The 25,795-nt window shown below is 71.8% G+C and carries 23 protein-coding genes; 12 read left to right on the top strand and 11 right to left on the bottom strand.

Annotated features, from left to right (window positions below; all coding sequences use genetic code 11):
- Nucleotides 1–3 precede the first annotated feature (3 nt).
- From SCMU_RS00700 to SCMU_RS00670, 7 genes are read right to left on the bottom strand one after another with little or no spacing between them, the layout of a single operon-like run.
- The gene (locus SCMU_RS00700; protein WP_229231056.1) at nucleotides 4–1,569 is read right to left on the bottom strand and encodes a cryptochrome/photolyase family protein; all 1,566 of its coding nucleotides are present in this window, start codon (nucleotides 1,567–1,569) and stop codon (nucleotides 4–6) included.
- Nucleotides 1,566–2,480, bottom strand: a complete 915-nt coding sequence (locus SCMU_RS00695; protein WP_229231055.1) for a prenyltransferase — start codon at nucleotides 2,478–2,480, stop codon at nucleotides 1,566–1,568. Before SCMU_RS00695 ends, SCMU_RS00700 begins: the two co-directional genes overlap by 4 nt.
- Nucleotides 2,477–2,884: a lycopene cyclase domain-containing protein gene (locus SCMU_RS20675; RefSeq protein WP_274602909.1), complete on the bottom strand. Its 408-nt coding sequence runs from the start codon at nucleotides 2,882–2,884 to the stop codon at nucleotides 2,477–2,479. Before SCMU_RS20675 ends, SCMU_RS00695 begins: the two co-directional genes overlap by 4 nt.
- Nucleotides 2,881–3,219 (bottom strand): lycopene cyclase domain-containing protein, encoded by a 339-nt coding sequence (locus SCMU_RS00685; protein WP_229231054.1) that lies wholly within the window; start codon nucleotides 3,217–3,219, stop codon nucleotides 2,881–2,883. Before SCMU_RS00685 ends, SCMU_RS20675 begins: the two co-directional genes overlap by 4 nt.
- Complete coding sequence (gene crtI / locus SCMU_RS00680) at nucleotides 3,207–4,907, bottom strand: phytoene desaturase family protein (RefSeq protein WP_443020190.1); 1,701 nt, start codon at nucleotides 4,905–4,907, stop codon at nucleotides 3,207–3,209. Before crtI ends, SCMU_RS00685 begins: the two co-directional genes overlap by 13 nt.
- On the bottom strand, nucleotides 4,904–5,833 hold the full coding sequence (locus SCMU_RS00675; protein WP_229231053.1) for a phytoene/squalene synthase family protein: 930 nt from the start codon (nucleotides 5,831–5,833) through the stop codon (nucleotides 4,904–4,906). Before SCMU_RS00675 ends, crtI begins: the two co-directional genes overlap by 4 nt.
- The gene (locus tag SCMU_RS00670; RefSeq protein WP_229231052.1) at nucleotides 5,833–6,921 is read right to left on the bottom strand and encodes a polyprenyl synthetase family protein; all 1,089 of its coding nucleotides are present in this window, start codon (nucleotides 6,919–6,921) and stop codon (nucleotides 5,833–5,835) included. Before SCMU_RS00670 ends, SCMU_RS00675 begins: the two co-directional genes overlap by 1 nt.
- 111 nt (nucleotides 6,922–7,032) lie before the next feature.
- Between SCMU_RS00670 and SCMU_RS00665 the strand changes: the two genes are divergently transcribed.
- From SCMU_RS00665 to SCMU_RS00635, 7 genes are all read left to right on the top strand, one after another.
- The gene (locus SCMU_RS00665; protein WP_229231051.1) at nucleotides 7,033–7,911 is read left to right on the top strand and encodes a TspO-related membrane protein; all 879 of its coding nucleotides are present in this window, start codon (nucleotides 7,033–7,035) and stop codon (nucleotides 7,909–7,911) included.
- Nucleotides 7,908–9,431: an SDR family oxidoreductase gene (locus SCMU_RS00660; RefSeq protein ID WP_229231050.1), complete on the top strand. Its 1,524-nt coding sequence runs from the start codon at nucleotides 7,908–7,910 to the stop codon at nucleotides 9,429–9,431. Before SCMU_RS00665 ends, SCMU_RS00660 begins: the two co-directional genes overlap by 4 nt.
- Nucleotides 9,431–11,674, top strand: coding sequence for an MMPL family transporter (locus SCMU_RS00655; RefSeq protein ID WP_229231049.1), 2,244 nt, complete (start codon nucleotides 9,431–9,433; stop codon nucleotides 11,672–11,674). Before SCMU_RS00660 ends, SCMU_RS00655 begins: the two co-directional genes overlap by 1 nt.
- Before the next feature lie 121 nt (nucleotides 11,675–11,795).
- Nucleotides 11,796–12,434: a rhodanese-like domain-containing protein gene (locus tag SCMU_RS00650; protein ID WP_229231048.1), complete on the top strand. Its 639-nt coding sequence runs from the start codon at nucleotides 11,796–11,798 to the stop codon at nucleotides 12,432–12,434.
- Entirely contained in the window at nucleotides 12,431–13,189 is a 759-nt protein-coding gene (locus SCMU_RS00645) for a sulfite exporter TauE/SafE family protein (RefSeq protein WP_229231047.1), read from the top strand. Before SCMU_RS00650 ends, SCMU_RS00645 begins: the two co-directional genes overlap by 4 nt.
- A 131-nt stretch (nucleotides 13,190–13,320) precedes the next feature.
- Entirely contained in the window at nucleotides 13,321–14,724 is a 1,404-nt protein-coding gene (locus SCMU_RS00640; protein WP_229231046.1) for an MBL fold metallo-hydrolase, read from the top strand.
- 108 nt (nucleotides 14,725–14,832) lie between these two features.
- Nucleotides 14,833–16,149, top strand: coding sequence for an MFS transporter (locus SCMU_RS00635; protein WP_229231045.1), 1,317 nt, complete (start codon nucleotides 14,833–14,835; stop codon nucleotides 16,147–16,149).
- Nucleotides 16,150–16,204: 55 nt separating this feature from the next.
- Here the strand turns inward: SCMU_RS00635 and SCMU_RS00630 are convergent, their stop codons facing one another.
- Both SCMU_RS00630 and SCMU_RS00625 read right to left on the bottom strand, forming a co-directional pair.
- Nucleotides 16,205–16,579 carry a hypothetical protein gene (locus SCMU_RS00630; protein ID WP_229231044.1) on the bottom strand — a complete coding sequence of 125 codons (375 nt, stop codon included), beginning with the start codon at nucleotides 16,577–16,579 and terminating at the stop codon, nucleotides 16,205–16,207.
- A gap of 59 nt (nucleotides 16,580–16,638) precedes the next feature.
- On the bottom strand, nucleotides 16,639–18,234 hold the full coding sequence (locus SCMU_RS00625) for a Kelch repeat-containing protein (RefSeq protein WP_229231043.1): 1,596 nt from the start codon (nucleotides 18,232–18,234) through the stop codon (nucleotides 16,639–16,641).
- Between the two features lie 232 nt (nucleotides 18,235–18,466).
- Between SCMU_RS00625 and SCMU_RS00620 the strand changes: the two genes are divergently transcribed.
- On the top strand, nucleotides 18,467–18,625 hold the full coding sequence (locus SCMU_RS00620) for a hypothetical protein (RefSeq protein WP_229231042.1): 159 nt from the start codon (nucleotides 18,467–18,469) through the stop codon (nucleotides 18,623–18,625).
- An 86-nt stretch (nucleotides 18,626–18,711) separates the two neighbouring features.
- Here the strand turns inward: SCMU_RS00620 and mgrA are convergent, their stop codons facing one another.
- Both mgrA and SCMU_RS00610 read right to left on the bottom strand, forming a co-directional pair.
- On the bottom strand, nucleotides 18,712–19,743 hold the full coding sequence (mgrA, locus tag SCMU_RS00615) for an L-glyceraldehyde 3-phosphate reductase (protein ID WP_229231041.1): 1,032 nt from the start codon (nucleotides 19,741–19,743) through the stop codon (nucleotides 18,712–18,714).
- Nucleotides 19,744–19,942: 199 nt separating this feature from the next.
- Nucleotides 19,943–21,106 (bottom strand): LacI family DNA-binding transcriptional regulator, encoded by a 1,164-nt coding sequence (locus SCMU_RS00610; RefSeq protein WP_229231040.1) that lies wholly within the window; start codon nucleotides 21,104–21,106, stop codon nucleotides 19,943–19,945.
- A gap of 211 nt (nucleotides 21,107–21,317) precedes the next feature.
- Here SCMU_RS00610 and SCMU_RS00605 point away from each other — a divergent pair, with 211 nt between their 5' ends.
- The 4 genes from SCMU_RS00605 to SCMU_RS00590 all read left to right on the top strand — a co-directional run bounded on the left by SCMU_RS00605 (nucleotide 21,318) and on the right by SCMU_RS00590 (nucleotide 25,537).
- Complete coding sequence (locus SCMU_RS00605; RefSeq protein WP_443020362.1) at nucleotides 21,318–22,454, top strand: Gfo/Idh/MocA family protein; 1,137 nt, start codon at nucleotides 21,318–21,320, stop codon at nucleotides 22,452–22,454.
- A 65-nt stretch (nucleotides 22,455–22,519) separates the two neighbouring features.
- A complete protein-coding gene (locus SCMU_RS00600; protein WP_274602975.1) occupies nucleotides 22,520–23,725 on the top strand; it encodes a dihydrodipicolinate synthase family protein in 1,206 nt (401 codons plus the stop codon).
- A complete protein-coding gene (locus SCMU_RS00595) occupies nucleotides 23,722–24,594 on the top strand; it encodes a sugar phosphate isomerase/epimerase family protein (RefSeq protein ID WP_229231038.1) in 873 nt (290 codons plus the stop codon). The genes SCMU_RS00600 and SCMU_RS00595 overlap by 4 nt, the downstream gene beginning before the upstream one ends.
- A gap of 112 nt (nucleotides 24,595–24,706) precedes the next feature.
- Nucleotides 24,707–25,537: a COG4705 family protein gene (locus SCMU_RS00590; RefSeq protein WP_229231037.1), complete on the top strand. Its 831-nt coding sequence runs from the start codon at nucleotides 24,707–24,709 to the stop codon at nucleotides 25,535–25,537.
- Nucleotides 25,538–25,795 lie beyond the last annotated feature (258 nt).

Raw genomic sequence — 25,795 nt, 5'->3', positions numbered from 1 at the left:
ATTCTAGGCCGATCGTCCCGCCGCGCCGCGGCCGAGCTCCCGATACAAGGCGAGGGCCTCGGCCCTGCTCCCGGCGAGGTCCACGCACGCCTCCGGGTACGCGTCCGTCCCGACCTCGGGAACCCACGAGCGCACGTACGCGCCGTCCGGGTCGAATTTCCTCTCCTGGGTGAGCGGGTTGAAGATGCGGAAGAAGGGTGCCGCATCCGCGCCCGAACCCGCGACCCACTGCCAGTTGAACGGATTGCTCGCCGGGTCCGCGTCGACGAGGGTGTCCCAGAACCACCGCTCGCCGAGCCGCCAGTGGATCCCGAGGTTCTTCACAAGCAGGCTCGCCGAGACCATGCGGACACGGTTGTGCATCCACCCCGTGGCCCACAGCTCCCGCTGTCCCGCGTCGACCAGGGGGAACCCCGTCCGCCCCCGCCGCCAGGCGTCGAGGAGTCGGTTCGCCTCCGCGTCCCCGCGCACGACGGCGCCTGCAGCCTCGTGCGCGCGCCGGTGCCCGGCGTCGTGCGCACCATGCGCGCCGCGCTGGCCCTCACCGTGCCGGGACTCGCCCGAGGTCGCGCCACCCATCCGGCCGGACGGGAGCCACCAGGGGTAGGCGTCAAACTGGGCGTGGAGGTTCACAGAGGCAAGGTCCGCGTGGTGGAAGAGCGTGTGCCAGGCAAACTCACGCCAGCCGAGCTCGGAAGCGAACACCGCGCTTCCCTCGGGTGCGGCGCGCCGCCGGTCCGCGACAGCGTGCCAGACCTGGAATGGACTCACGTGGCCCCAGCGTAGATACGGGGAGAGCCGGCTAGTACCGGCACGGGCGGGGAGGTCTCGGGCCTCGGGGTACTCGGCAACGGCGGTCCCCGCCGTGTCCGGCCCGACGAAGTCCTTCAGGAGCTCGAGGCCGGTCTCCTCGCCGGGCGTCCAGACGTCCGCGAGCGGCCCAGACCAGTCTGGGGAGTGCGGCAGAAGGTCCCAGCCGGCGAGGTCCTCGCCGCCTCGGACGAGTTCCGGGGCCTGCCGCTGGCGGGGCGGAGCGGGCAGGGGGTGCCGGTGGTCCCGGCCGGAGAGCTCCTTCCAGAACGGCGTGAACACCTTGTAGGCGCCGCCCTGCTGGGTGAGGACGTCCCACGGCTCGTGGAGGAGGGAGGCCTGGAAACTCTCTGCGTCCCGTCCCGACCGGCGCACGAGCGACTTCACGGCCGTGTCCGCGCGCCGCTCGGGCCCGCCGTAGCGGCGGTTCCACGCGACGTACCCGGCGCGGCACTGCGCGGCGACATCGGGCACGATCGCCGCCGCTGGGCCGCGGCGGAGCACGAGGGGGACGCCGAGGTGCTCGAGCGACTCCGCGAGGTCCACGAGCCCGTGGTGGAGCCACCACTTGGCGGCCCCTCCAAGTGGGCGGATCCCGGGGGACTCCTCATCGAGGACGTACAGGGCCACGGTAGGGCCGTGGGCGAGGGCGGCTCGGAGGGCGGGGTTGTCGCGGACCCGGAGGTCGTCGCGGAACCAGACGAGCGAGGTGGGCGCTTCGGTGGCAGTGGGAGTGACGGTGATGTCGGTGGGGGTCATGGGTACATCCAGACGGAGATGAGCAGGAGTGTCACGAGGAAGCCGGTGACGTAGTTGAGCCAGAGGAAGCGGCGCCAGCCCGATCGGGTCCGCTCCGCGGTGCGGTCCGTGACGGACCAGGAGGCCGCCGCGCTCGCGGCGTACGGCAGGGCAAGGAGGCCCGCGAACCGGGCGGGGCCGTGCGCGTCGGGCGCGAGGACGAGGATGAGCCCGCCCGCGGCGAGGTACAGGACCACGGCCAGGCGAACCGTGGCCCGGGCCCCGAAGAGCGTCGCGATGGAGCCGATGCCCGCCTGGCGGTCGGGCCCGATGTCCTGGACTGCACCGAATGCGTGGCTCGCCATCCCCCAGAGGAAGAAGGCGCCCAGGACCGCGAGGGATGAACCCGTCGGGGCCCCGCCCGCGAGCGCGACACCGTACGCGGCCGGCGAGACGAAATGCGTGCTCGACGTCATCGAGTCGATGACCGGCCGCTCCTTGAAGCGCAGCCCGGGGACACTGTAGGCGGCGACCGCGAAGAGCGAAACCGCGAGGACCGCCCAGCTCGCTGGCGGCCCACCGGCCACGAGCGCCACGACAAAGGGAACGCACCCGCCCCACGCCCACCACAGGGCCCGCCGGTGCAGGGCCGGAGGCAGCACCGCCCCCTCGGCGCCGCCCTTGCGCGGGTTGAGCAGGTCCGACGCATAGTCGAACACGTCGTTCGTCCCGTACATCGCGAGGTTGTACGGCACGAGGAAGAACACGGTGCCGAGCACCATGCGCCAGTCCAGCCCGCCGCCCGCGAGCAGGTACGCGGCCGCGAACGGGTAGGCGGTGTTGACCCACGAGAGCGGGCGGGACGAGACGAGCAGCGCACGGCCCAGCGGCGGACGCACGACGGCGCGCGTCGGGATTGGCGCGGCGCTCACCGCTGCTCCCCCGCGGTCAGTGCGTCCCAGCTGTTGCCGCTGCCGGACGCCGGGCGCCGTGCGCGTTCGCCGCCGGCGAGCCTGCGCCACAGGACCGGCAGGAGAACGGCGGCGGCGAGCGGGTAGGCGAAGTCCTCGACCGGTGCAAGACCCACGGCCGGGCCGAGGAGTGCCTCGGGCGCGTACCCGAACAGCCCAGCAGCGATCATGGCGTTGTCGAAGACCGCCGTGAGCGCGATCAGCGCCACTCCTGCGGCCAGGGCCGGCACCCAGCTGCGGGCCCGACGTCGTGCGTCCCGGCCGCCCGCGCCGCTGCCGTGTGCGTCCCGGACAAGGACGGAGAGCAGCACGGCTGCGAGCGAGGCGCACGCGAGGAGGATGACGTCGATCAGGGCGTAGGTCACGGCGTCCTCCCGGGGTTCCTGCGGCGAGCGACGACCGTCGCCACGCGCTCTGTCGAGGCGTACAGGACGAGGGCGGTGTACGAGAAGAAGGCGAGGAACACCGGCTCCTCGAGCGGCAGCTCGGGTCCGAGCATGATGCTGGTCATGAACGGCGAGTTCCCGTGACGGAAGACTCCCGCGGCGATCGCCACGACGTCCCACGCGAGGAAGAATACTGTCCCCGCCGCCACGGTGAGGGCGGTTGCGCGCGGGGCACGCCAGAAGGCGAGGCGGAATCGGGAGTCGAGCACCAGGACTCCGGCGGCGGCGGCCAGCAGCACGATCAGGTAGGCCATGGGACCCCCTCCCGGTCGTGGGCCGGAGGAGCGGCCTCGGAGACATCGCACGCGCGGAGAGGCACGACGGGGGGCCCGAGCGGCCCCGGGGCACGCACTCCGCGTACGCGCTTGAGCACGAGCTCGGCGCTGATGAGGCACATCGGGACCCCGATGCCTGGCCGCACGGAGGCCCCCGCATAGAGGAGTCCGTCCACGGTCCTGCTCACGTTGGCGGGCCGCAGGAAAGCGGACTGGGCGAGGGTGTGGGCGAGCCCGAGGGCCCCGCCGCGCCACGCGTTGACGCCCTCGGCGAAGTCTGCCGGGCCGTACGTGCGGCGGACCACGATCCGCTCAGGGAGGTCGGGGATGCCCGCCCAGGCCGCAATCTGGCGCACGGCGGCGTCGGCGACGGCCTCGATGCCGGGGGCACCGGCGCCGTCGACTCCCCCGCGCCCCCACTCCGGCGCCGCCGCAGAGGGGACGAGGACAAAGAGGCTCTCGCAGCCCGGGGGAGCCACCCCGGGGTCGGTCGCGCTCGTGCGGGAGACGTAGACCGAGGTGGCCTCGGCCGGGGCGGCGCCACGGTCGATGCGCTGGAACGTGTCGCGCCAGTCGCCGGTGAAGAAGAGGCTGTGGTGGGCCAGCTGCGGCAGGGGACCCCGCACGCCGAGGCAGGCGAGGACGGCCCCTGGCCCTGGGTCGCGGCGGTCCCACACATGTTCGGGGTGCGTTCTGAGGTCCTCGGGGAGGATCTCCGTCTCGAGGTGGTGCAGGTCCGCAGCGCCCACGACGATCGAGGCGCCCTTGCGGTGCTCGCGGCCGTCGTCGTCGGTCCAGACCACGCCCTCGACCCGGGGCCCGCCCGGCGCGGGTCCTGTGACGATGCGAGTGACGCGGGCACCCGTGCGGATCTGGACGCCCGCGGCCACCGCGAGCCGCACCATGGCGTCCACGAGCGCGGCGAAGCCGCCCTCGGGATAGAGGACGCCCTGGGAGAGGTCGAGATGGCTCATGAGCTGGTAGAGGGCCGGTGCCCGGTACGGCGTGGTGCCGAGGAAGACGGCGGGGTACCCGAGGATCTGCTGCTCCCGCCGGTCGGGGAACCGGCGCGCAATGCGCCCGTGCAACGACTGCCCGAGCATCGCGGCGAGGCGCGGCCCGCGGCGGAGCACGTCCCGGTGGGCGAGGCCGCGCAGGGAGGAGAAGTCGTCGTAGAGGAACCGCTCGAGTGCCACGACGTAGGCGTCCTGGGCGTCATCGAGATAACGGGCGAGCGCCTCACCGGTCCCCGGGCTGAGCGACTCGAAGAGCCCGACGGCGCCCGCGCGACCGGCGGGGACGTCCACGGGCTGGTCATGGCCCTCGAAGAAGACCCGGTATCCGGGGTCAAGGCGCGTGAGCCTCAGCTCGTCTGCTGCGCTGGAGCCCATGAGGCGGAACCAGTGGTCGATCACCTCGGGCATGAGATACCACGAAGGACCGGTGTCGAAGTGGAAGCCACCTGACTCCCAGCGGCCCGCTCGTCCTCCGAGCGTGCCGCTCTGCTCGAGGAGCTGGACGGCGTGGCCGTCTCGCGCAAGCAGGCCAGCCGTCGCGAGGCCGGAGATGCCTCCGCCGATCACCGTCACGGCGAGCGGCTGCCGCGGGCGACCGGGGAGCGGATGGGTCGCGCTGGCCGCGCGCATCTTCGCATGAGGCCGCGTCATGCCGCCCTCCCCTCGGCTTGCGCGGCCGGCCGGTCGCCGTCACGCGCGAAGGCCGGGCCTATTCCGGCGAGTACGGCCGCGGCGAGGCCGAGCTTCACCGCTGCTGGCACGCGAACCCGTCTGGTCACGAGGACGCCCGCCGGGCAGGCTTCAATCCGGTCAGCGAGCTCCGAGAACAGCCCGTAGGCGAGGGCAACAGCCCGACGGGGCCGGGCCGGAAGGACACGGAGGCCGGGGAGGGCCGCGTCGAGGTCGGCCCGGAGATCGGCGAGGAGCATGGATTTCTGCGCCTCGGTGAGACGTGCTGGGTCGACCCCGGGGAAGTAGGCGCGACCAAGCTCGTTGCCGTCCTGGCCGAGGTCGCGCAGGAAGTTGATCTTCTGGAAGGCGGCGCCGAGGCGTCGGGCCGAGTGCTCGAGGCGGGCGCGTTCCGCGGGCAGGACGGCCAGGCCGGACAGGAAGACCCGCAGGCACATCAGGCCTACGACCTCCGCGGACCCGTAGATATAGTCCCCGAGGGAGGCTGCTGAGTGCCCCTGAGGGTCGCAGTCTCGGCGCATGGAGGCAAAGAAGGGCGCGACCAGGTCCGCGCCGATCCCGGCACGCCGTGCCGTCTGCGCGAAGGCGTGCACCATCGGGTTCGTGCTGTAGCCCAACGAGAGCGCGCTCAAGGTCTCCTCCTCGAGCCGGCCGAGCTGGTCCACAATCGCTGCGGCAGTGAGTCCGGCCTCCGCGGCGGCGCCGTCCACGGCCTCGTCGGCCACCCGGACGAGCGCGTACACGTTCTCGATGTCCCGGCGCATCGTGCGATCCAAGAGGCGGCATGCAAGCCCGAACGACGTGGAGTAGCGGCGTATGACGGCGGCCGAGCCCGCCTCGGCGGTGTCCGAGTAGCGCTCGAGGGGTGTGAGCGCCTGCGTATGCATCAGTGCTCCCGGTGCAGGACGTGGTTGCAGATCCGAGTGAGCTCGGACCGCAGGGCAGGGGGGAGATCGCAGCGTCGGGCCTCGTCGAGGGCCTCTGTGGCCAATGTGTGCGCGAGGGTCAGTGCGTGCGTGTCAGCGCCGACCTCGCGGAGGACCGACCGGACGCGGTCGACGCCGGTGTTTCCGTCCTCGGCTCCCCCGGCGAGGTGCCGGGCGACCTCGGGATGGGTTCGCGCATAGGCGGTGAGGACCGTGAGCTTCCGTTCGCGGAGGTCGGAGGTGACGGGCTTGCCTGTCTGGTGCTCGTCGCCAAAGGTGCCGAGGACGTCGTCGATCACCTGGTAGGCGGTTCCGACGAGCATCCCCACACGGGCCACGTCGGCGGCGCGCGCGGCCGGCGCGCCGGCCAGGATCGTGCCGAGACGCAGGGGAGCCGCGAAGGAGTATGCGGCCGTCTTGAGGCGTTCCATTTCGAGAACCTCCTCGAGCGTCCGTCCCGGATCATGGGCCATGAGGACGTCCTCGAGTTCCCCGGCGGCGGCGTCGACGACGGCGGTGTGCATGACCTCCGAGAGCCGCTCGCGGACGTCTGCGTCGAGGGAGGACCGGTCGCAGAGGCGGAAGGCCCCGGCAAGCAGGAGATCGCCGGCGATGACGGCCACGGAAGCGCCCCGGTGGCCCGCCTCCTCCGGTGGAAGCTCGTGGGATGCAGCATCGTCCCTGTAGAGCCCCGAGATGTTCGGACGCCCGCGCCGGACGAAGTCCCGGTCGATCACGTCGTCGTGCACGACGAGGGCCCCGTGGAGAAGCTCGATCGCCGCGCCGAGGGTCGCACAGGCCTGCGGGTCCGTCCCCCCGAACGCGCTGTAGGCGTGGAAGACGAGCTGAGGCCGGACGCGCTTTCCTCCCTCGAGCCCGGTGCCCACTCGTTCCCAGAGTTGACGCACGCTCCCGGTCGACGCCGCCGACCGGGAGGCTGACACCCAGTCGGCCAGGACGCGGTCGACCAGAACCCCCACGTCGTCCCACAGGAGACTCGGGAGCGCGGGAGCCTGCTCGGTTCTCGTAGCGGTCGTTGCGGTTCGCATGCGGACCTCCTGGAAAATCTCGATACCTTGATATCTCACTTATCGAGAAATATGATGGGCGAGATTGGTTCAGAAGTAAAGGCCCACCAGATTCACGCAGGGGAGACAGCGATGGAACAGCCCAGAATCCGGCCCGCACGACAGGCTCCGCCGAGGCTCGCCTCCTCGGTCCTGACGGCCGCCTCGAGCATCGTCGCGCTCACCCTCGCGGCGTGGGGCAGCGGCGCCTTCGGCGGCACGCCGGTCCAGGACGCCGCGGGGGGCTATCTCTCTGCGACCGCGACCCCCGTCTCGCCCGCAGGGTCCGCCTTCTCGATCTGGAGCGCGGTCTACGCGGGCATCTTGGGCTACGCGGTGTGGCAGCTGTTCCCCGCGGCACGGCACAGCCATCGCCAGCGTGCGGTCAGGCCGTGGGCCGCCGCCTCGATGCTCCTCAACGCCGCGTGGCTGTGGGCCGCGCAGATTGCCGATCCAGCTGTGGCCCTGCCAGCCACGATGGTCGTCATGCTCGTGCTGCTGGCCGTTCTGTGCCGCCTCTTCGCGCTCCACCTCGGCACGCGGCACGGGTCCCTCGCCGAGCGGATCCTCTCGGACGGCACCTTCGGCCTCTACCTGGGGTGGATCTGCGTCGCGACGGCTGCGAACGCGGCGGCCCTGATTGCGTTCGTCCTGGGGATCCGACCTGGTGACGCGTCGCCCGCCCTCCCCGCAGGCCTGGCCGCCGGTGTGGTCGCCGTCGTTGTGCTCGCCGTAGCAGCGGGCATCGGAATCGCCCTCGCGCGGACGCGACGCTGGACACCCCTTATCGCGATGGCATGGGGGCTGGCGTGGATCGCCGCGGCGCGTCTCGGTGGACCCCTCACGATGCCCGAGGTAGGAGTCGTCGCGGCGGCGGCGGGCGCCGTCGTGCTCGGTGCGGGCGTGGCAGTCCGGCTCCGCTCCGGGCAGCGCCGTCCGGTGCCACCCCGGACAAGGCAGGCGCACGCATGAGCAGGCTCATCGCGGTCACGGGCGCTACCGGCTATATCGGCGGGCGGCTCGTGCCCCGTCTCCTCGCGACGGGGAACCGAGTCCGCGTCCTGACCCGGGACGCCTCCAAGCTCCGCGACGTGCCGTGGGGGCGCGACGTCGAGGTGGTCACCGGGAGCCTCGACGACGCCGCGGCCCCCGCGTCGCTGTGCGAGGGCGCCGCGGTCGTCTACTACCTCGTGCACTCCATGGGCGCCCACGCCGGAGAAGACTTCCCCGCCCGCGAGCGCGCCTGCGCCGAGGTCCTCGGGCAGGCGGCGCGCGCGGCGCGTGTCCAGCGCATCGTCTACCTGAGCGGACTCAATCCCGGCACGGCGCTGAGCCGGCACCTCGCCTCGCGCTCCGAGGTCGGACGCATCCTCCTGGGGTCCGAGGTGCCCACCGCGGTGCTGCAGGCGGGCCTCGTGATCGGGTCCGGATCGGCGAGCTTCGAGATGGTCCGCCACCTCACCGACGTCCTCCCGCTCATGCCGGCGCCGCGCTGGGTGCTCAACCGGGTCCAGCCAATCGCTGTCCGGGACGCACTCTACTTCCTCGAAGCGGCCGCCGACCTTCCGCACGGTGTCAATCGCACCTTCGACATCGGCGGCCCTGACGTGCTCACCTACGCGGCCATGATGCGGGGCTACGCGCGTGCCGCCGGCCTGCGGAAGCCCTTGGTGCTGGCCCTCCCGGTGCTCACACCGTGGCTGGCCGCCCAGTGGGTCAACCTGGTCACGCCCATTCCGCGCTCCCTCGCAGTCCCACTCGTCGAGTCGCTGCAGAATGACTGCGTGGTTCGGGAGCACGATATCGACCAGTTCATTGCGCCGCCGCCGGGCGGACTGACCACGTACGTGCGCGCCGTCGAGCTCGCCCTGGGGAAGATCGCGCGGGGCGAGGTCGAGACCACCTGGGCCAGCTCGTCTCCGCTGGACGCTCCGGGCGACCCCCTCCCGAGCGACCCCCGCTGGTCCGGCGGCACCGTGTACACCGACGTGCGCACGGAGAGCTCGACGGCGCCTCCCGAGCGGCTCTGGGACGTGGTCGAGGGCATCGGCGGGGAAAACGGGTGGTACTCGTTCCCCCTCGCGTGGGCAGTGCGCGGATGGATCGACAAGCTTGCGGGCGGGGTCGGCCTGAGGCGTGGACGCCGGCATCCGCGGCGACTGCAACTCGGAGAGGCCCTCGACTGGTGGCGAGTCGAGGCCCTTGAGAGGGGACGACTCCTCCGCCTTCGCGCGGAGATGCGCGTCCCGGGCCGCGCGTGGCTTGAGATGAACGTGGAGCCCACGGAACGCGGGAGCTCGTACTCGCAGCGGGCCGTGTTCGTCCCGCACGGATTGGCCGGTCGCCTGTACTGGCTCTCCGTCCTCCCCTTCCATGGGGTGATCTTCCGTGGTATGGCCTCACGGATCACCGCCGCGGCGGAGGCTGCGGCTAGGATCACGGCCGCCTCCGCCCCGGCACCATCCGACACCCCACAGAGAGGACTTCCTTGATGGCTCTGCGCCGTGGTCTCCGCTGGGCAGTCCCGCTGCTCCTCGTGATCGTCTGGCTCGCCCTGGCCGGGGTCGGCGGGCCGACCTTCGGCCAGCTCTCCTCCGTGTCGAGCAATGACCAGGCCACCTTCCTCCCTGCGAGCGCAGAATCCACGGAGGTGCGTGCCTGGCAGGAGAAGTTCACGGCATCGAACGCGATTCCCGCGATCGTCGTCGTGGAGAAGGACGGCGCGCTCTCCCCGACCGACCTGGCTGCGCTAGCCCCCCTCGCGGCAAGGCTCGGCTCGGTGGAGGGCGTTGCCCCAACCGCCGCCAGCGCCAAGTCGAGCGTCGTGGGGCCGATCCCCGCCGCGGACGGGCGGGCGGCCGAGTTCGTGGTCCCGATCGCGGACAGCGGCCGGCTGCGCGCCGTCGCCGCCGACCTGCGATCCGCTGCCAGCGGGCTGCCGGACGGCCTGCGCGCGTACGTCACCGGGCCGGCCGGGCTGACCGCGGACCTCGTCTCGGCATTCGGCGGGATCGACGGGATCCTGCTGCTCGTGGCGGTCGGGGCGGTGTTCATCATCCTCGCACTCGTGTACCGCTCCGTGGTGCTGCCCTTCGTCGTCCTGTTCTCCGCGGTCGCGGCCCTGTGCGGGGCCGTCCTCGCGATCTACTGGCTCGCCCGGGCCGGCTGGATCACGCTGAACGGGCAGAGCCAGGGCATCCTCTCCATCCTCGTGATAGGCGCGGCGACTGACTACGCCCTCCTCCTCGTGGCCCGGTTCCGCGAGGCGCTGCACGAGGTCGAGTCCCGCTGGGCCGCGATGCGGCGCGCGTGGCGGGCGGCGTTCGAGCCGATCCTCGCCTCGGGCGCCACGGTGATCCTCGCCCTCCTGTGCCTCCTGTTCTCGGATCTGAACTCCAACCGGAGCCTCGGGCCGATCGCGGCGGTGGGCATCGGGTTCTCCCTGCTGTCCGCGTTGACGTTCCTCCCGGCGCTGCTCGTTCTGTTCGGCCGTGCGGCGTTCTGGCCGCTGCGGCCCACGCACGACGCCGGCCACTCGCCTGCGCGGCATACCGCACCGAGCATCTGGGCTCCTGACGCCGCTGGCGGTGCGCCCGGACTCGAGGGCGTCCGCGGCCTGTGGCGGCGCGTCGGCACGCTCATCGCCCACCGGCCCCGCACGACGTGGGTCGCGGCGCTCGTGCTCCTTGCGGCGTGCGCGGCCGGCCTGCCGCAGCTCAAGGCCAACGGGGTCGAGCAGACGCAGCTCGTGCTCACGGCCACGGACTCCGTGGCCGGCCAGGAGGCGCTCGCACGGCATTTCGACGCGGGCTCCGGGAGTCCCGTCGTGGTGATTGCGGCGCAGGACCGGGCCGACGCCGTGCTCGCGGAGGTCCAGGCGACACCCGGCGTGGGCTCCGCGACGGTCTACAGCGGCGCGGCAGGCGCGCCGGGCGCCCCGGCGAGCGCGCCTGCTGTGCGCGACGGTCGGGTGCTCATCAACGCAGTCCTGAACCACCAGCCCGACTCCGCCGAGGCCGAGCGCACGGTGACGGACCTCCGCGAGAGGCTACGCGCCGTCGACCCCCAAGCCCTCGTCGGCGGAGTCACCGCGATCGCCCTGGACACCAACGTCACCGCTCAAGCCGACCTGCGCAGGATCATCCCCCTCGTGCTCGGGGTGATCTTGGTCGTGCTGATCCTGCTTCTGCGCTCGCTCGTCGCACCGCTGATCCTCATCGGCTCCGTGGTCCTCTCCTACGCGGCCGCCCTCGGGGTGTCCGCGCTCGTGTTCAACCACGTCCTCGGGTTCCCGGGCGCGGACGCGGCCGTGCCCCTGTTCGGTTTCGTGTTCCTCGTCGCGCTCGGGGTCGACTACAACATCTTCCTCATGACCCGCGTGCGGGAGGAGTCCCTCGCCCACGGAACCCGCCCCGGGATCCTCCGCGGCCTCGCCCTCACCGGCGGGGTCATCACCTCCGCAGGTGTGGTCCTCGCCGCGACGTTCGCAGCCCTGGCCGTGATCCCGATCCTGTTCCTCGTCCAGATCGCGTTCATCGTCGCGTTCGGCGTCCTGCTGGACACCGTCGTCGTCCGGTCGCTGCTCGTCCCGGCGGCGGCGTACGACCTCGGGCGCCGGCTCTGGTGGCCATCGCGACTCGGACGCAGTGAGGACCGGACCCCACCCCAGAACGAACCGGAGAAGTCGACGGCGCCGGCCGGGACTGCGCGAACTCCGAGTCTTGCCCCAGACTGACTCCACCAGCCGCAGGCAGCTGGGCCGTCGGACCTCGCGGTGACAGCGGCGATTGGAGTACCCCTAGGGGTATCTGCAATACTCGGTAGGGTATTCACCGTTCACCCACCGAGAGGATTCCATGACCTCCGATAAGGCCTCGGCCGAGAACTCGTCCCCGACCGTGACCTCCCTGGAACCCGCCACGCTGCGAGAGTGGTTCCAGAAGCATGAAGATCTCATGGTGATCGACGTCCGGTCGGCCGCCGAGTTCGAATCCATGCACATCCGCGGCTCCTACAACGTCCCCCTCCCGCTGCTCTCGGAGCACACCGAGGAGCTCGCCGCCCGGCTCGGAAGCCGCGTCGTCCTCGTCTGCCATTCCGGGGTGCGTGCAGAGCAGGCCCGCCAACGGCTCGCCACGGCGGGCATCAACGCCGCGTACGTCCTGACCGGAGGGGCCCCCGGCTTCGCCGCCGCCGGCGGCGACGTGGTCCGAGGCAAGAGCCGGTGGGATCTGGAGCGTCAGGTCCGCCTGGCGGCCGGCTCGCTCGTGGTGCTGGGCCTGGCAGGCGGCCGGTTCGTCTCCCCCAAGATCCGGATGCTTGCCGGTGCCATCGGCGGCGGGCTCGCCGTCTCAGCGGCCACGAATACGTGCGCCATGGGCAAGGCCATCTCGGCGATGCCGTGGAACAAGGCCGCCACCGAGCCGACCAAGGAGAGCGCGATCCTGCAGCTCCCGAACCCCGCCCTCGCGCCCGGAGAGGCAACGGCGGCATGATCGCCGCCCTCGCGCTGGGGCTCATCGTCGGGATCGTGCTCGGCGTGGTCGGGGGTGGCGGATCGATCATCGCCGTGCCCGCCCTCGTCTACGGCGTCGGCATGAGCCCCGCCGAGGCCATCCCGACCTCGCTGCTCGTGGTCGGCGCGTCGTCCCTGGCGGCCCTGCTGCCGCGGTTCAAGGAGGGCCTGAACTGGCCCGTCGTGGCGCTGGTCGGCGCGGCCGGCATCCCTGCCGCGTGGGGCGGCGCAGCCGTCGGCAGGCTCCTGGACCCGAACATGCTCATGCTTGCCTTCGCGGCCATCATGGTGATCGCCGGGATCCGGATGCTCGTGCGCACCAAGGAGAGCGAGGGCTCGTGCAGCACAGGGCCCACCCGGGCCTTCCGCTCGTGCGCCCCCAAGGCGGTCGCGGTCGGCGTGCTCGTGGGGTTCCTGACGGGGCTGCTCGGCGTGGGCGGCGGATTCCTCATCACCCCCGCGCTGACGATCCTGCTTGGCCTGCGCATGAAGGAGGCTGTCGGAACCTCGCTGGCGATCATCGTCATCAACTCCGCCGCCGGCTTCAGCGCCCACGCGGCCGGATACACCATTGACTGGGTCCCCGTCCTGGCCTTTGCCGTCCCCGCGATTGTCGGCTCCATCGTTGCCGCCCGCTTGGCCCGCCGCCTCAGGGACCACCATGTTCGCATCTCCTTCGCCATGCTGATCTTCGCCGTCGCCGCCTGGGTGACGGTGGGCACGGTGACCGCCTGACTCAGACTGGCCCCTCGACTTGCCGGAAATACCCCCGGGGTATAAGCTCGAGTCATCAAGCACCGGCGCCCACCCCTCGGGCAGCAGCCGACGAGCCACCACCATCCCGCATATCTCCTAGGAGGAACCCAATGCTCCTCGAGCGCATCTACGATGAAGACCTCGCCCAGGCCAGCTACCTGATCGGCTGCCAGGCCAAGGGTGAGGCCCTGGTCGTCGACCCCCGCCGCGACATCGCCGTCTATCAGGCCCTCGCCGCCAAGAACGGCATGAAGATCACGGCGGTCACCGAGACCCACATCCACGCGGACTACCTCTCCGGCACCCGGGAGCTGGCCGCGGCGACCGGCGCCACGATGTACGTCTCCGGTGAGGGCGGCCCCGACTGGCAGTACGGCTTCGACGCCGAGCGCCTGCACGACGGCGAGAAGATCACCCTCGGCAACATCACGGTCGAGGCCCTGCACACCCCGGGCCACACGCCCGAGCACCTGTCCTTCCTCATCACGGACGGCGCCTTCTCCCAGCAGGCCGGCTACCTGCTCTCCGGCGACTTCGTCTTCTCCGGCGATCTGGGCCGCCCAGACCTCCTCGACGAGGCGGCCGGGGGCGTGAATACCCGCTTCGAGGGTGCCAAGCAGCTCTTCGCCAGCCTGCGGGACAAGTTCCTGACCCTGCCGGACTACGTTCAGGTCCACCCGGGCCACGGCGCCGGCAGCGCCTGCGGCAAGGCCCTGGGCGCGATCCCCTCCTCGACCGTCGGCTACGAGCGCCTCTACGCCTGGTGGGCCCCCTACCTGGCGGCCAACGATGAGCAGGGATTCATCGACGAGCTCCTCGACGGCCAGCCGGACGCGCACGCCTACTTCGCCCGCATGAAGCGGCAGAACAAGCAGGGCCCGGCCGTCATGGGCGAGCGCCCCGAGCTGGCGGAACTCGACCAGGCATCCGTCGCGGAGGACCTCGCCAAGGACACGGTCACGTTCGTGGACACCCGGTCCAACGCCGAGGTCCACGAGGGCACCGTCGCGCGGTCCCTGAACATCCCCGCGGGCAAGTCCGTGGCGAGCTTCGGCGCCTGGGTCGTGAACCCCGAGACCGACGCGAACCCGCTCGTGCTGCTGGCCGGTGACCAGGAGCAGGCCCAGGAGATGTGGGACCACCTCGTCCGCGTCGGCATCGACAACGTGGCGGGCTACGTGACCGGCCTCGAGGGACTGCCCATGGTCACCCCGAAGCTCATCCAGCCCTCCGAGCTGGCGAACTTCGACGCCGCCATGGTGCTCGATGTCCGCAACCGCACCGAGCACGCCGCGGGCCACGTCCCCGGCTCCTACCAGCTCAGCGGCGGCCGCGTCATGTGGCACCTGGACGAGCTCCCCTCCGAGGGGACCATCGTGAGCTACTGCCAGAGCGGGGTCCGCAACTCCGTGGCGGCCAGCGGCCTGCGCCGCGCCGGCTACGACGTCGTCGAGCTCGACGGCAGCTACCTGGCGTGGCTCGACCACGAGAAGTCGGCCGCAGCCGCCCGCTGAGCCGGTCCCACTCCTCGGCCCCGAACCAACACCCGCACCCTGAGCGATCGGCGGCGGACCCGGAGAACCCGGGCCGCCGCCGTCGTGCGTCCAAGTCCAAGGAGCGCAATGCGACCCGGCAGCAAGCCTTCCCCCCGGCCGCAGGGGGCTCAGACCGCCATCAGCCTCGGCCTGCGGCAGAATGCGGCGCAGTTCATGCTGCTCGTGGCCGTCAACGCGCTCGTGGGCGGGACCCTCGGCCAGGAGCGCACCGTCCTGCCCCTGCTGGCCGGCACGGTGTTCCACCTCGACCAGTACACGTCCGCGCTCACCTACATCCTCGCGTTCGGGCTGGCCAAGGCCGCCACCAACTACCTCGCCGGAACTCTCTCTGACCGGTACGGCCGCAAGCCGGTCCTCGTGGCCGGCTGGCTCGTTGCCCTGCCCGTGCCCCTCCTCCTGATCTTCGGTGACTCGTGGGGATGGATTGTCGTGGCCAACCTCATCCTGGGCGTGAGCCAGGGACTGACATGGTCCACCACGGTCGTGATGAAGATGGACCTCGTGGGCCCGCAGCGCCGCGGCCTGGCGATGGGGCTCAATGAGGCCGCCGGCTACCTCGGCGTGGCAGGCACCGCTCTGGCCACCGGGTACATCGCCTCGACCTACGGGCTGCGCCCCGGCCCGTTCCTGCTCGGCGCCGCCTTCATCGCGATCGGCCTCGGCCTCTCCGCGCTCACGGTGCGCGAAACCCACCACCACGCCAGGACCGAGGCCGCCGCCCACGTGCCGACCCTTCCCGGAGGCCACGCGGGCCTGAGCGACCGGGAGGTCTTCGCGCTCACGAGCTTCAAGGACAGGTCGCTGTCCGCGGTCAGCCAGGCCGGCATGGTCAACAACCTCAACGACGGGCTGGCCTGGGGCCTCTTCCCTGTGCTGTTCGCCGCCGCCGGCCTCAGCCTCGACAAGATCGGCGTGCTGGCGGCCGTCTACCCGGCCGTGTGGGGCGCCGGCCAGCTCGTCACGGGCGCACTCTCCGACAGGTACGGGCGCAAGCCGCTGATCGCCGGAGGCATGCTGGTGCAGGGCGCGGCGCTGGCCCTGATCGCCGTAGCGAGCAGCTTCGGCCCCTGGCTGGCCGGGGTCATCCTGCTCGGCGCGGGCACCGCCATGGTCTACCCCACCCTGCTCGCCGCGATCGGCGACGTGGCGCACCCCTCGTGGCGTGCCCGCTCGGTCGGCATCTACAGGCTGTGGCGCGACGGCGGGTTCGCGGTGGGCGCCCTCCTCTCCGGTCTGATCGCCGACGCCTGCGGCGTGCCCACGGCCGTCGGCGTGGTCGCCGCGATCACCGCGGCCTCGGGCATCGTGGTGGCCCTGCGGATGAGGGGCGGCGACCACCGGCCCGCGCCCACGACGACGGCCTCGGCGCCCGAGCGGGGCTGACGGCAGGTGGCGCGCCGATCGCGCACGATGGGGCATGCCTCGCCCGCCCTCCAGGTCAGAGGTACTTCCAGGACCGGATGACGTTCAGCGAGCCGTTTCCGTCCCACCACACGTCGACCCGGTTGGCCGCGAAGGCCACTTGGACGACGCCCTGCTCGTCCCCGGGTTCGGAGACGAGACCTGCGCGCCACGCCGCGCCGTCGTAGGCCCAGAGCGCTGCGGGTCCGCCCGAGAAGTAGTGGTCGAGGACGAGGTAGTGGGTCGTCGCGTTCCCGCCCGTACCGGCAGGTGCTGCGGCCGGGGTCGGCCTCTTCGCGGGGGCGGAGCCAGGCTCGGGCGGCACCTCCGGCGCGGATGCGGACGACGGCGCCCGCGCGGCACGGGCTGCGGCGTCGAGTTCGTCGACGATCTTCTCGGTTGGCTCTTCCACGGTGTGCTCCTTGGTGAGTGTGCTGCGGTGGCGAAGCAGGTGCGGTGGGGGCGGGGGCCCTAGCGCGGGGACTTCCAGCCCCGCGCGGTGACGAGTCCGGTGGAATCCCACCAGACGTCGACGGCGTCGGCGGAGAACAGGTCCTGCGAGATGCCGACGAGCTCGTTCCGGCCGATCAGGCGCCCCCGCCACGCACCGTTCACGTAGGCCCACAGCGCGCCGTCCTGACTCGGCGTCCACGTGTCCACGACGACGTACGCGGCGCGGCCGGAGCCGAGCCCCACCGTGACGGGGACGGGCGCGGAGGCGATCCCGTTCGCGATGACGCTGAGCTCGTACGGGCCCAAGTCCAGGTCGTTCGGGACCGTGAACTGGGTCGAGACGATGGCTGCACCCGTCGCCACGCCCATGGTGGAGTGATTGGCGCTCTTGAGGTAGCGGACCTTGCCGGAGTGGGCGGCCGTGACCCTGACGAGGGGGTAGTTCGTGGCCATCTGCGCGTCATCCCCGTAGCTCACGGCCTGCGAGAGTCCGTTGAGCTGGGTGCCGGTGAGGGTGTACGTGCCGTCGATCCCGAGGCTCGTGGGGACCGAGGCGATCGTCGGCGCCCACGAGGGGTCACCGCCCGGGTCCGGCTGGTACAGGTGGAGCGCAGCGGTCTGGGCTCCGTAGAGGACCTCGCCTGTGGGCAGGAGCAGCATGCGGCCCTGGTAGATCCGCTGATCGGCATTCGGCGGGTCGGGGACGCGCGTGAGGTTGGTGCCGTCGAACTCGAAGAACATCGTGGGCTGCGGCCAGTCGTTTGCGCCGTCGCCCGCGGGGCCGGCCACGCACAGGACGCGCCCGTTGGGCAGGAGGGCGGCCGGGGCATCCTTGGCCTTGAGCAGCCGGCCCTGGCCATCGGCCGGGAAATCCGGTCCGGCCGCCCACGAGCCCGTTCCGATTGAGTCGCCCGAGGGCGTGTAGAGGGCGGTGTGGCCGGTCGCCCCGGTGCAGAAGACTCGCCCGTCTGCCATGAGCAGGGCCGGTCCGATCTCGATTGAGGAGGCCTGGACGAGCTCGACGGGCGTCTGGCCCGCGCTGATCCAGGATCCGCTCGAGGGGATGTAGCGCTCCGCGTGAGGATGGTTGGCGCAGCTGACGGTCACGACCGAGCCGTCCGGCAGGAGTGTCCATGTCTCCTCGTTGGAGCGGGCGGCCATGTTCCCCGTCGCGGTCCAGGCCTTGGTGGTCGGGTCGTAGACGGAGGTCCGGGAGTCGATGAGGTTCCCGGCGATGATCCGCCCGTCGGCGAGCATCGCTGACGCGGCGTCTCCGATCTCGCCCCATCCCGGAGTGCCGATAGACGTCCAGGTGTCAGTCGCGGGGTCGTAGACCTCGGCGACGTCCGCGTCGGCGCCCGCGTCGCTGTCTTCGCCGCCGGCCACGAAGACACGCCCGTCCCGGAGCACCGCCGAGGCATAGTAGAGGCGCGAGTTATGCATGTCGGCCAGCTGCGACCAGGTTCCGTGCACGTAGCTGCCGGAGGCGTCCGGCGTGAGTCGCCACCAGCTCTTCGAGTCGCCCGACTGGCACATGACTGAGCCATCGGTGAGCAGGAGCATCGTTCCCACCGGGAACGTTGGCTGGTGCGTGAGAGCCACCCATGATGCCATGGCTGCCCTTTCGACGCGGCGGCCCGAAGCCGCCCAGACTGAAGAAGACCCGCGGGGGCGGGAGGGGTCTCCAACCGAACGCTGCGCATTCCTGTCCGGCTTCGGCTGGTGCCGCCGGCCTGGACGCTGGTGGTCGAGACCGGACTCGTCAATTTCTCATTCGATTTTATTAATTCGGCCGCGTCACTGTCAAGCGCGCGGCCCACGGGGGCCAGTGCCCGAGGACACGAAGATGCTTGAACCAAACACGTCGGGGAATGCCTCGGCCAGCCCGGGCTCGCCGTTCAACGAGCCCGGGATCAACACCACCGCCGGCGGCACCGGGGGCCAGCACTACAACGCGGCGAATTCGCAGTACGACGTCGCATGCTTCCAGCAGTCCATGCACTGAGAGGACCACCGAGTGAGGGGCCCGGCCCCGTCCCGGACGCCCCCGACGGACCCGCACCGGGCAACAGGAGCCGGACCTCCCCCGCACTACTCCGCCGTCTGCTTGGCCCAGAGGTTGACGCCAGATTCCACCGCGTGCTGGTCGATGGCGTTGAGCTCCTCCTGCGTCAGCGGCGGCCCGGCAAGCGCATCGAGGTTCGCATCCAGCTGCTCGACCGAGGAAGCACCGATCACCGCCGAGGTGACCCGCGGATCGCGCAGCGCCCACTGCAGCGCGAGCTGCGCGAGCTTCTGCCCCCGGGCGGCAGCGATCTCGTTGAGTCTCCGCACGTGCCCGAGGGTGCGCTCGTCGAGGTGGTCGGCCTTGATGGTCGAGCCGGCGCGGGCGGCCCGGGAGTCCTCGGGGATCCCGCCCAGGTACCGGTCCGTGAGCACGCCCTGGGCCAGCGCGGTGAAGACGATGCAGCCCATACCCTGGGCGTCCAGCTCGTCGAGCAGGTCCGCCTCGATCCAGCGGTTGAGCATCGAGTAGGACGGCTGGTGGATGAGCAGCGGGGTGCCGAGGTCACGCGCGATCTCTGCGGCCTCGCGGGTCTTGGCCGCCGAGTACGACGAGATCCCCACATACAGCGCCCGCCCGGACCGCACGGCGGTATCGAGCGCCATCATGGTCTCCTCGACGGGCGTCTCAGCGTCGAAGCGGTGGCTGTAGAAGATGTCCACATAGTCGAGGCCGAGCCGCTTGAGCGACTGGTCGAGGCTCGCGAGCACGTACTTCCGCGACCCGCCGCCCTGCCCGTACGGGCCCGGCCACATGTCGTAGCCGGCCTTGGTGGAGATGACGAGCTCGTCCCGGTACTGCGCGAAGTCCTCCCGCAGGTACCGGCCCATGTTCTCCTCGGCCCGGCCGTATGGGGGGCCGTAGTTGTTCGCGAGGTCGAAGTGCGTCACGCCGCGGTCGAACGCCCGCTGCAGGATGGCCCGTTGGGTCACCTCCGGGCGGTCGGTGCCGAAGTTCTGCCACAGCCCGAGCGAGAGGGCGGGCAGCTTGAGCCCGCTCCGCCCGGTGTGGCGGTACTCCATGCTCTCGTAGCGGTCATCGGCGGCTTCGTACGTCATGTGGCATCCTTCTGCGCTCGGGGTCCCCGCAAAATCTACAGAAGAAAGCGCATTCCCGGCTAGTGCTCCCCGCCGCCCGACCTCCGCGTCCCCGACGGAGCGGTCGGCCGCACCTCCCGCGAAATGATGGGTTGAGCAGGGTGCGGAGGCTCTGCACCCTGCTCAGGTCAACATTTCGCGAAGTGGGGGGCGAGCTGGGTCAGCGGGCCGTACTCGCGCGCACGACGACGCGCCCCACCGCCGGGGGCAGCGCACCGCCGTGGGACCCGGCGCCGCGCGATCCGGCGCTGCGGGCCCCCGTATGGCCGGAGGCGAGGGCGGCCGACGCCGCGTCGTGCCCCATCTGCTCGAGGTCGAGGTGCACGGTCGTGAGCTCCGGGACGAAGTCGGCGAGGGTGTCGATGTCGTCGAACCCGGCGATGCCGTAGTCGTCCGGGGCGCTCAGCCCGCGGGCGCGCAGGCCCGCGACGGCCCCCATGGCCATCCGGTCGTTGACGGCGAAGACGCACAGCCGCTCCCCCGCCGCGCCGCCGTCCCCGGATCCCGACCCGGCGAGCGCCTCGAGCGCCTCGGCAGCCCCGAACCCGCCGGCTCGGTTGAAGGCCGCCCGCAGGACCTCCGCCTCCGGGGCGCCGACCTCGCGCAGGCCGCGCCGGAAGCCGGCGAGCCGGAGGTCGGACGTCACGAGGCCCTCGGGCCCGGCCACCACGGCGAACCGCGACCAGCCGGCCCCGACGAGCTCCCGCGCCAAGTCCGCGGCCAGCGCCTCGTTCGGGATCTCGAGCACCTGCGCCCCCGAGCCCGGCCCAGACTCGGCCCCCGCGCCGGGCGAGCCCGGCTGGGGCGGCGCGTCACCGCCGTCGTGCGTCGGGGGGAGCAGCGGCGAGCCGACCATGACCACCGTGCCGCCGTTCTCCTCGTAGCGCGCGGCGGCGTGGGCGAGGGCGTCGTTGTCCGCCGAGTCGGCCTCTCGGAGGGAGCGGGATCCGGCCATGACGATCGCGTCGGTGCGGCGGGAGGCGAAGGCCTCGACGGCGTCGCGCTCCTCGGCGGGGGTGCCCTCGGTGCTGATGAGCAGGAGGGTCTTGCCGTGTGCACGGGCCGCGGCCTGGACGCCGCGGGCAATCGAGGAGAAGTACGGGTCGGCGATGTCGTGCACCACGAGGCCGAGCAGGCCGGAGCTCGAGCGCGCGAGCGCCTGGGCCTGGGCGTTGGGGATGTAGCCGAGGGCGGCGGCGGCCGCGCGGACCCGCTCGGCGATCTCCGCGGCGGGCGTGCGGGCGGACCCGTTGAGCACGCGGGACGCCGTGGCGGGCGAGACCCCCGCCTCGCGGGCGACGTCGCTGAGCTTCACCGCGGCCATGGAACCTCCCCCTGTGAGTGCCGAGTATCGGCTATGCCGATTATGGCATTCCGGGGCCCCAATCGGAATGCGCTTGCCAACTGGCGTGGCGCACGTCATAGTGGGTGATGGGAATGCGCTTTCCAACCGAGACGGACCACCAACGAAGGAGGCGGCCTTGACCGCGACCCCCCAGGTTGACACGACCCAGCCGAAGACCCTGCGGATCGCCATGAACGGCATCACCGGCCGCATGGGCTACCGCCAGCACCTGCTCCGCTCCATCCTGCCGATCCGCGACGCCGGCGGCATCCTCCTCGCGGACGGCACCCGCGTCCAGGTCGAGCCGATCCTCGTGGGCCGCAACGAGGCCAAGCTCCGCGAAATCGCCGAGGAGCACAAGGTCGCCGAGTGGTCCACGGACCTCGACGCGCTCATCGACGACCCGACCGTGGACATCGTCTTCGACGCCTCCATGACGAGCCTGCGCGCCGAGACGCTCCGCAAGGCCATGCGCGCCGGCAAGCACGTCTTCACCGAGAAGCCCACGGCGGAGACCCTCGAGGAGGCCATCGAGCTCGCGCGGATCGGCAAAGAGACCGGCGTGACCGCGGGCGTGGTCCACGACAAGCTCTACCTCCCGGGCCTCGTGAAGCTGCGCCGCCTCGTCGACGAGGGCTTCTTCGGCCGCATCCTCTCGATCCGCGGCGAGTTCGGCTACTGGGTCTTCGAGGGGGACGTCCAGCCTGCCCAGCGCCCGTCATGGAACTACCGCAAGGAGGACGGCGGCGGCATGACCACGGACATGTTCTGCCACTGGAACTACGTCCTCGAGGGCATCATCGGCAAGGTCAAGAGCGTCAACGCGCTCACCGCCACCCACATCCCGGCCCGCTGGGACGAGCAGGGCAACGAGTACGAGGCCACCGCGGACGACGCCGCGTACGGCATCTTCGAGCTCGAGACCCCCGGCGGCGACCCCGTGGTCGGCCAGATCAACTCCTCGTGGGCCGTGCGCGTCTACCGCGACGAGCTCGTCGAGTTCCAGGTGGACGGCACGCACGGCTCCGCGGTCGCGGGCCTGCGCAAGTGCGTCGCGCAGCAGCGCGCCCACACCCCCAAGCCGGTCTGGAACCCGGACCTGCCGGTGACCGAGCCGTTCCGCGACCAGTGGCTCGAGGTGCCCGCGAACGCGGACCTCGACAACGGCTTCAAGCTGCAGTGGGAGGAGTTCCTCGGTGACGTGCTCGCCGGCCGCGAGCACCGCTACGGCCTCCTCTCCGCCGCGCGCGGCGTGCAGCTCGCAGAGCTCGGTCTGCGGTCCAACGACGAGCGCCGCACTCTCGACATCCCGGAGATCACCCTGTGAACGCGGCGACCGGGATCGCGCGGCGCGCGCAGGAGACGGAGACGCCCGGGCGTGCACCCGCCGTCGTGCTTCCCGCGCACGACGGCGGCACGCGCCTCCATGTGCTCGCCCCGGCTCGGGCGTGGGCCCGCCCCGAGGCGCCGTTCGCGGCGCGGAAGGTGTACGCGGCGGCGCACGTGATCCCGGCGGTGACCGGGGACAATACGCCCGGAGCGCCGGCCGAGATCGACTGGGACGCCACGCTGGACTTCAGGCACGAGCTGTGGTCCTACGGGCTGGGCGTGGCGGACGCGATGGACACCGCGCAGCGCGGCATGGGCCTGGACTGGGCCGCGACGCGCGAGCTCATCCGGCGGGTCGGGGCGGAAGCAGCCCGCGTGGCAGCGTCCGGCGCCGTCCCGGCCGTGGCCGGGCTCTCCGTGCGTGACCTGGTCGCGTGCGGCGCCGGCACTGACCAGCTGGACCTCGCGGCCGTGCCGGCCGGGCCCGCCGGCGTCGAGCTCTCGCTCAAGGCGTACCGCGAACAGCTCGCTGTGGTCGAGGGGGCCGGGCCGAAGGTGATCCTCATGGCCTCGCGCGCCCTCGCCAAGGCCGCGGCCGGGCCCGACGACTACCTGCGGGTGTACGGGACCCTGCTGGAGGAGGCGCGCAAGCCGGTGATCCTGCACTGGCTCGGGACCATGTTCGATCCGGCGCTGGCCGGCTACTGGGGCTCCGAGGATGTCGCCGCGGCGACCGAGACGTTCCTCGAGCTCATCCGCGCGCACGCCCACAAGGTGGACGGCGTCAAGGTCTCGCTCCTGGACGCCGCCCACGAGGTAGCGCTCCGCGCCGTCCTGCCCGAGGGCGTCCGGCTCTACACCGGGGACGACTTCAACTACCCCGAGCTCATCGACGGGGACGGCTCGCTCCACTCCGATGCGCTTCTGGGCATCTTCGCGGCGATCTACCCCGCGGCGTCGGCGGCCCTGCAGGCGTACGACGCCGGCGACCCAGCCGGCGCCCGGAGCGTCCTCGACTCCACGCGCGAGCTCGGGCTGCACATCTTCAGCGCGCCGACCGTCTACTACAAGACCGGGATCGCATTCCTGGCCTGGCTCAACGGGCATCAGGCGGGGTTCCAGATGGTGGGCGGGCTGCACTCCGGGCGGAGCGTGCCTCACCTCGTGCGGGTGTTCGAGCTCGCGGACGCCGCGGGCCTCCTGCTCGACCCGGAGCTCGCCGCCCGGCGCATGTCCGCCTTCCTCGAGGTGAACGGAGTCCCCCAGTGACTGCGGGCGGCGTGGGCCGGGGAGAGGTGGCCCCCGGCGCCGAGCGGCTCTCGCTCAACAGCGCCACGACCAAGAAGTGGACCCTGCGCGAGGCCGTGGACGGGTGCGTCCGGGCCGGGATCGGCGCGATCGGGCCGTGGCGCGACCGCGTGGCAGAGGCCGGGCTCGCCGAGGCCGTGGCGATGATTCGGGCCGCCGGGCTCGAGGTGTCCTCGCTGTGCCGCGGCGGGTTCCTCACAGCGGCCGACGCCGGCGGGCAGGCCGCCGCCCTCGCCGACAACCGCACCGCCGTGCTCGAGGCCGAGGCTCTCGGCACGCGGGACCTGTACCTCGTGGTGGGCGGGCTCACCGGGGGGTCGAAGGACGTCGTCGCGGCGCGGCAGCGGATCGCGGACCGGCTCGGGGAGCTCGCGCCGTTCGCTCACGAGCACGGCGTCCGGCTCGTCCTCGAGCCTCTGCACCCCATGTACGCGGCGGACCGGGCGCTCATCTCGACCCTCGGCCAGGCGCTGGACCTCGCCTCGCCGTTCTCCCCGGAGGACGTCGGGGTGGCCGTGGACACGTTCCACGTGTGGTGGGACCCGGAGCTGCGCGAGCAGATCGCCCGCGCGGGCCGCGAGCGGCGTCTGGCCTCGTACCAGGTGTGCGACTTCAACCTCCCGATCGCCGCAGACGCCCTGCTCTCCCGCGGCATGATGGGCGACGGCGTGATCGACTTCCCGACCATCACGTCCTGGGTGCGGGACGCGGGGTACACGGGGCTCATCGAGGTGGAGATCTTCAACCAGGAGATCTGGGACGGGGACAACGACGCGACGCTCGAGACGATGAAGGAGCGCTACGCGAAGCTCGTGCTGCCCTTCGCGTAGGGCCGGGCGCACGACGGCGGGCCCCACCCGCCGTCGTGCGCCCGTCGTTGCGCGCCTCCTGGCCGCCGAGATTCTTAGAGATCTCTGAGACGGCGCGGGCACCATGGGACGCATGGCCCTTCCCGGATCGCCCGTGCCCGCAGACACCGCCCGCCGCCCGCGCTGGGCCCTGAGCAAGGTCCCGGAGATCACGGTCCTGTTCTGGGCGGTCAAGCTGCTCACTACTGCACTCGGCGAGGCCACGTCCGACTTCCTGGTCAACGACGTCGACCCGTACCTCGCGGTCGCCGGCTCGTTCCTGCTGTTCGCCGCGGCCCTGACGCTGCAGTTCCGGGTCCGCAGGTACATCCCGTGGGTGTACTGGCTCGCCGTCACAATGGTCGCGGTGTTCGGCACGATGGCCGCGGACGTGCTGCACGTGGTCCTCGGCGTCTCCTACGCGCTCTCGACGGCCGGGTTCGCCGTGGCGCTCACGGCTGTCTTCGCCGTGTGGCGCCGGGTCGAGGGGACCGTGGCGATCCACACGGTCACCACGGCCCGGCGCGAGGCGTTCTACTGGGCCGCGGTGTGCGCGACGTTCGCGCTCGGCACCGCCGCCGGCGACCTCCTCGCGTACACGGCGCACCTCGGATTCCTCGCTGCAGGGCTGGTCTTCGCGGCCCTGTTCGCGGCACCCGTCCTGGCCCGCCGCGCGGGCCTCCACGCGACCGTCGCCTTCTGGGCCGCGTACGTGGTCACGCGGCCGCTCGGCGCCTCGTTTGCCGACTGGACGGGCAAGGCGGCCGACGCGGGCGGGTTGGGTTGGGGCGATGGCCCGGTGGCCGCGGGACTGCTCGCCCTCATCGTGGTGCTCGTGGCGGTCCTGCAGGCATCGCACGGCCGTCGACGCGCGGATCGCGCCCCAACGTCGTCTGGCGTCGGGTATGCGCGGTCGTCCAGGTGAGCAGGCCCCCGGGCGGCGGGTGGGATGCCCGGGTGCTCACGAAGGGGCCTCAGCTGAGCGGGCGGCTTCCAGGAGTTCTGCGACCTGGGGGCCAGTGAGGGGGCTGCCGGGGAATGCGGAGAGGCGTTGGAGGGGGAAGTTTGCGATCAGGCCGCGTCCATCCGGGTCGGTGAGCATGGCGGCGAGCGGGTTGCCCGCGGTAACCCACATCCTGCCCGGAGGTCCTCCCAGACCTCATCCGTTCACCACCTGCCGGGG

This window comes from Sinomonas cyclohexanicum (genome assembly GCF_020886775.1).
Classification (GTDB): domain Bacteria; phylum Actinomycetota; class Actinomycetes; order Actinomycetales; family Micrococcaceae; genus Sinomonas; species Sinomonas cyclohexanicum.
Note: the sequence above shows the minus strand (reverse complement) of the source record. Positions and strands in the feature narration are given on the sequence as shown.

What these genes read in the sequence shown, in the direction of transcription:
- SCMU_RS00670 (WP_229231052.1), bottom strand. Translation starts at nt 6,921, where the DNA reads ATGCGAACCGCAACGACCGCTACGAGAACCGAGCAGGCTCCCGCGCTC.
- crtI (WP_443020190.1), bottom strand. Translation starts at nt 4,907, where the DNA reads ATGACGCGGCCTCATGCGAAGATGCGCGCGGCCAGCGCGACCCATCCG.
- SCMU_RS00675 (WP_229231053.1), bottom strand. Translation starts at nt 5,833, where the DNA reads ATGCATACGCAGGCGCTCACACCCCTCGAGCGCTACTCGGACACCGCC.
- SCMU_RS00610 (WP_229231040.1), bottom strand. Translation starts at nt 21,106, where the DNA reads ATGGCCGCGGTGAAGCTCAGCGACGTCGCCCGCGAGGCGGGGGTCTCG.
- SCMU_RS00700 (WP_229231056.1), bottom strand. Translation starts at nt 1,569, where the DNA reads ATGACCCCCACCGACATCACCGTCACTCCCACTGCCACCGAAGCGCCC.
- SCMU_RS00625 (WP_229231043.1), bottom strand. Translation starts at nt 18,234, where the DNA reads ATGGCATCATGGGTGGCTCTCACGCACCAGCCAACGTTCCCGGTGGGA.
- SCMU_RS00665 (WP_229231051.1), top strand. Translation starts at nt 7,033, where the DNA reads ATGGAACAGCCCAGAATCCGGCCCGCACGACAGGCTCCGCCGAGGCTC.
- SCMU_RS00605 (WP_443020362.1), top strand. Translation starts at nt 21,318, where the DNA reads ATGAACGGCATCACCGGCCGCATGGGCTACCGCCAGCACCTGCTCCGC.
- SCMU_RS00620 (WP_229231042.1), top strand. Translation starts at nt 18,467, where the DNA reads ATGCTTGAACCAAACACGTCGGGGAATGCCTCGGCCAGCCCGGGCTCG.
- SCMU_RS00655 (WP_229231049.1), top strand. Translation starts at nt 9,431, where the DNA reads ATGGCTCTGCGCCGTGGTCTCCGCTGGGCAGTCCCGCTGCTCCTCGTG.
- SCMU_RS00635 (WP_229231045.1), top strand. Translation starts at nt 14,833, where the DNA reads ATGCGACCCGGCAGCAAGCCTTCCCCCCGGCCGCAGGGGGCTCAGACC.
- SCMU_RS00685 (WP_229231054.1), bottom strand. Translation starts at nt 3,219, where the DNA reads ATGGCCTACCTGATCGTGCTGCTGGCCGCCGCCGCCGGAGTCCTGGTG.
- SCMU_RS00590 (WP_229231037.1), top strand. Translation starts at nt 24,707, where the DNA reads ATGGCCCTTCCCGGATCGCCCGTGCCCGCAGACACCGCCCGCCGCCCG.
- SCMU_RS00645 (WP_229231047.1), top strand. Translation starts at nt 12,431, where the DNA reads ATGATCGCCGCCCTCGCGCTGGGGCTCATCGTCGGGATCGTGCTCGGC.
- SCMU_RS00640 (WP_229231046.1), top strand. Translation starts at nt 13,321, where the DNA reads ATGCTCCTCGAGCGCATCTACGATGAAGACCTCGCCCAGGCCAGCTAC.
- SCMU_RS00650 (WP_229231048.1), top strand. Translation starts at nt 11,796, where the DNA reads ATGACCTCCGATAAGGCCTCGGCCGAGAACTCGTCCCCGACCGTGACC.
- SCMU_RS00660 (WP_229231050.1), top strand. Translation starts at nt 7,908, where the DNA reads ATGAGCAGGCTCATCGCGGTCACGGGCGCTACCGGCTATATCGGCGGG.
- mgrA (WP_229231041.1), bottom strand. Translation starts at nt 19,743, where the DNA reads ATGACGTACGAAGCCGCCGATGACCGCTACGAGAGCATGGAGTACCGC.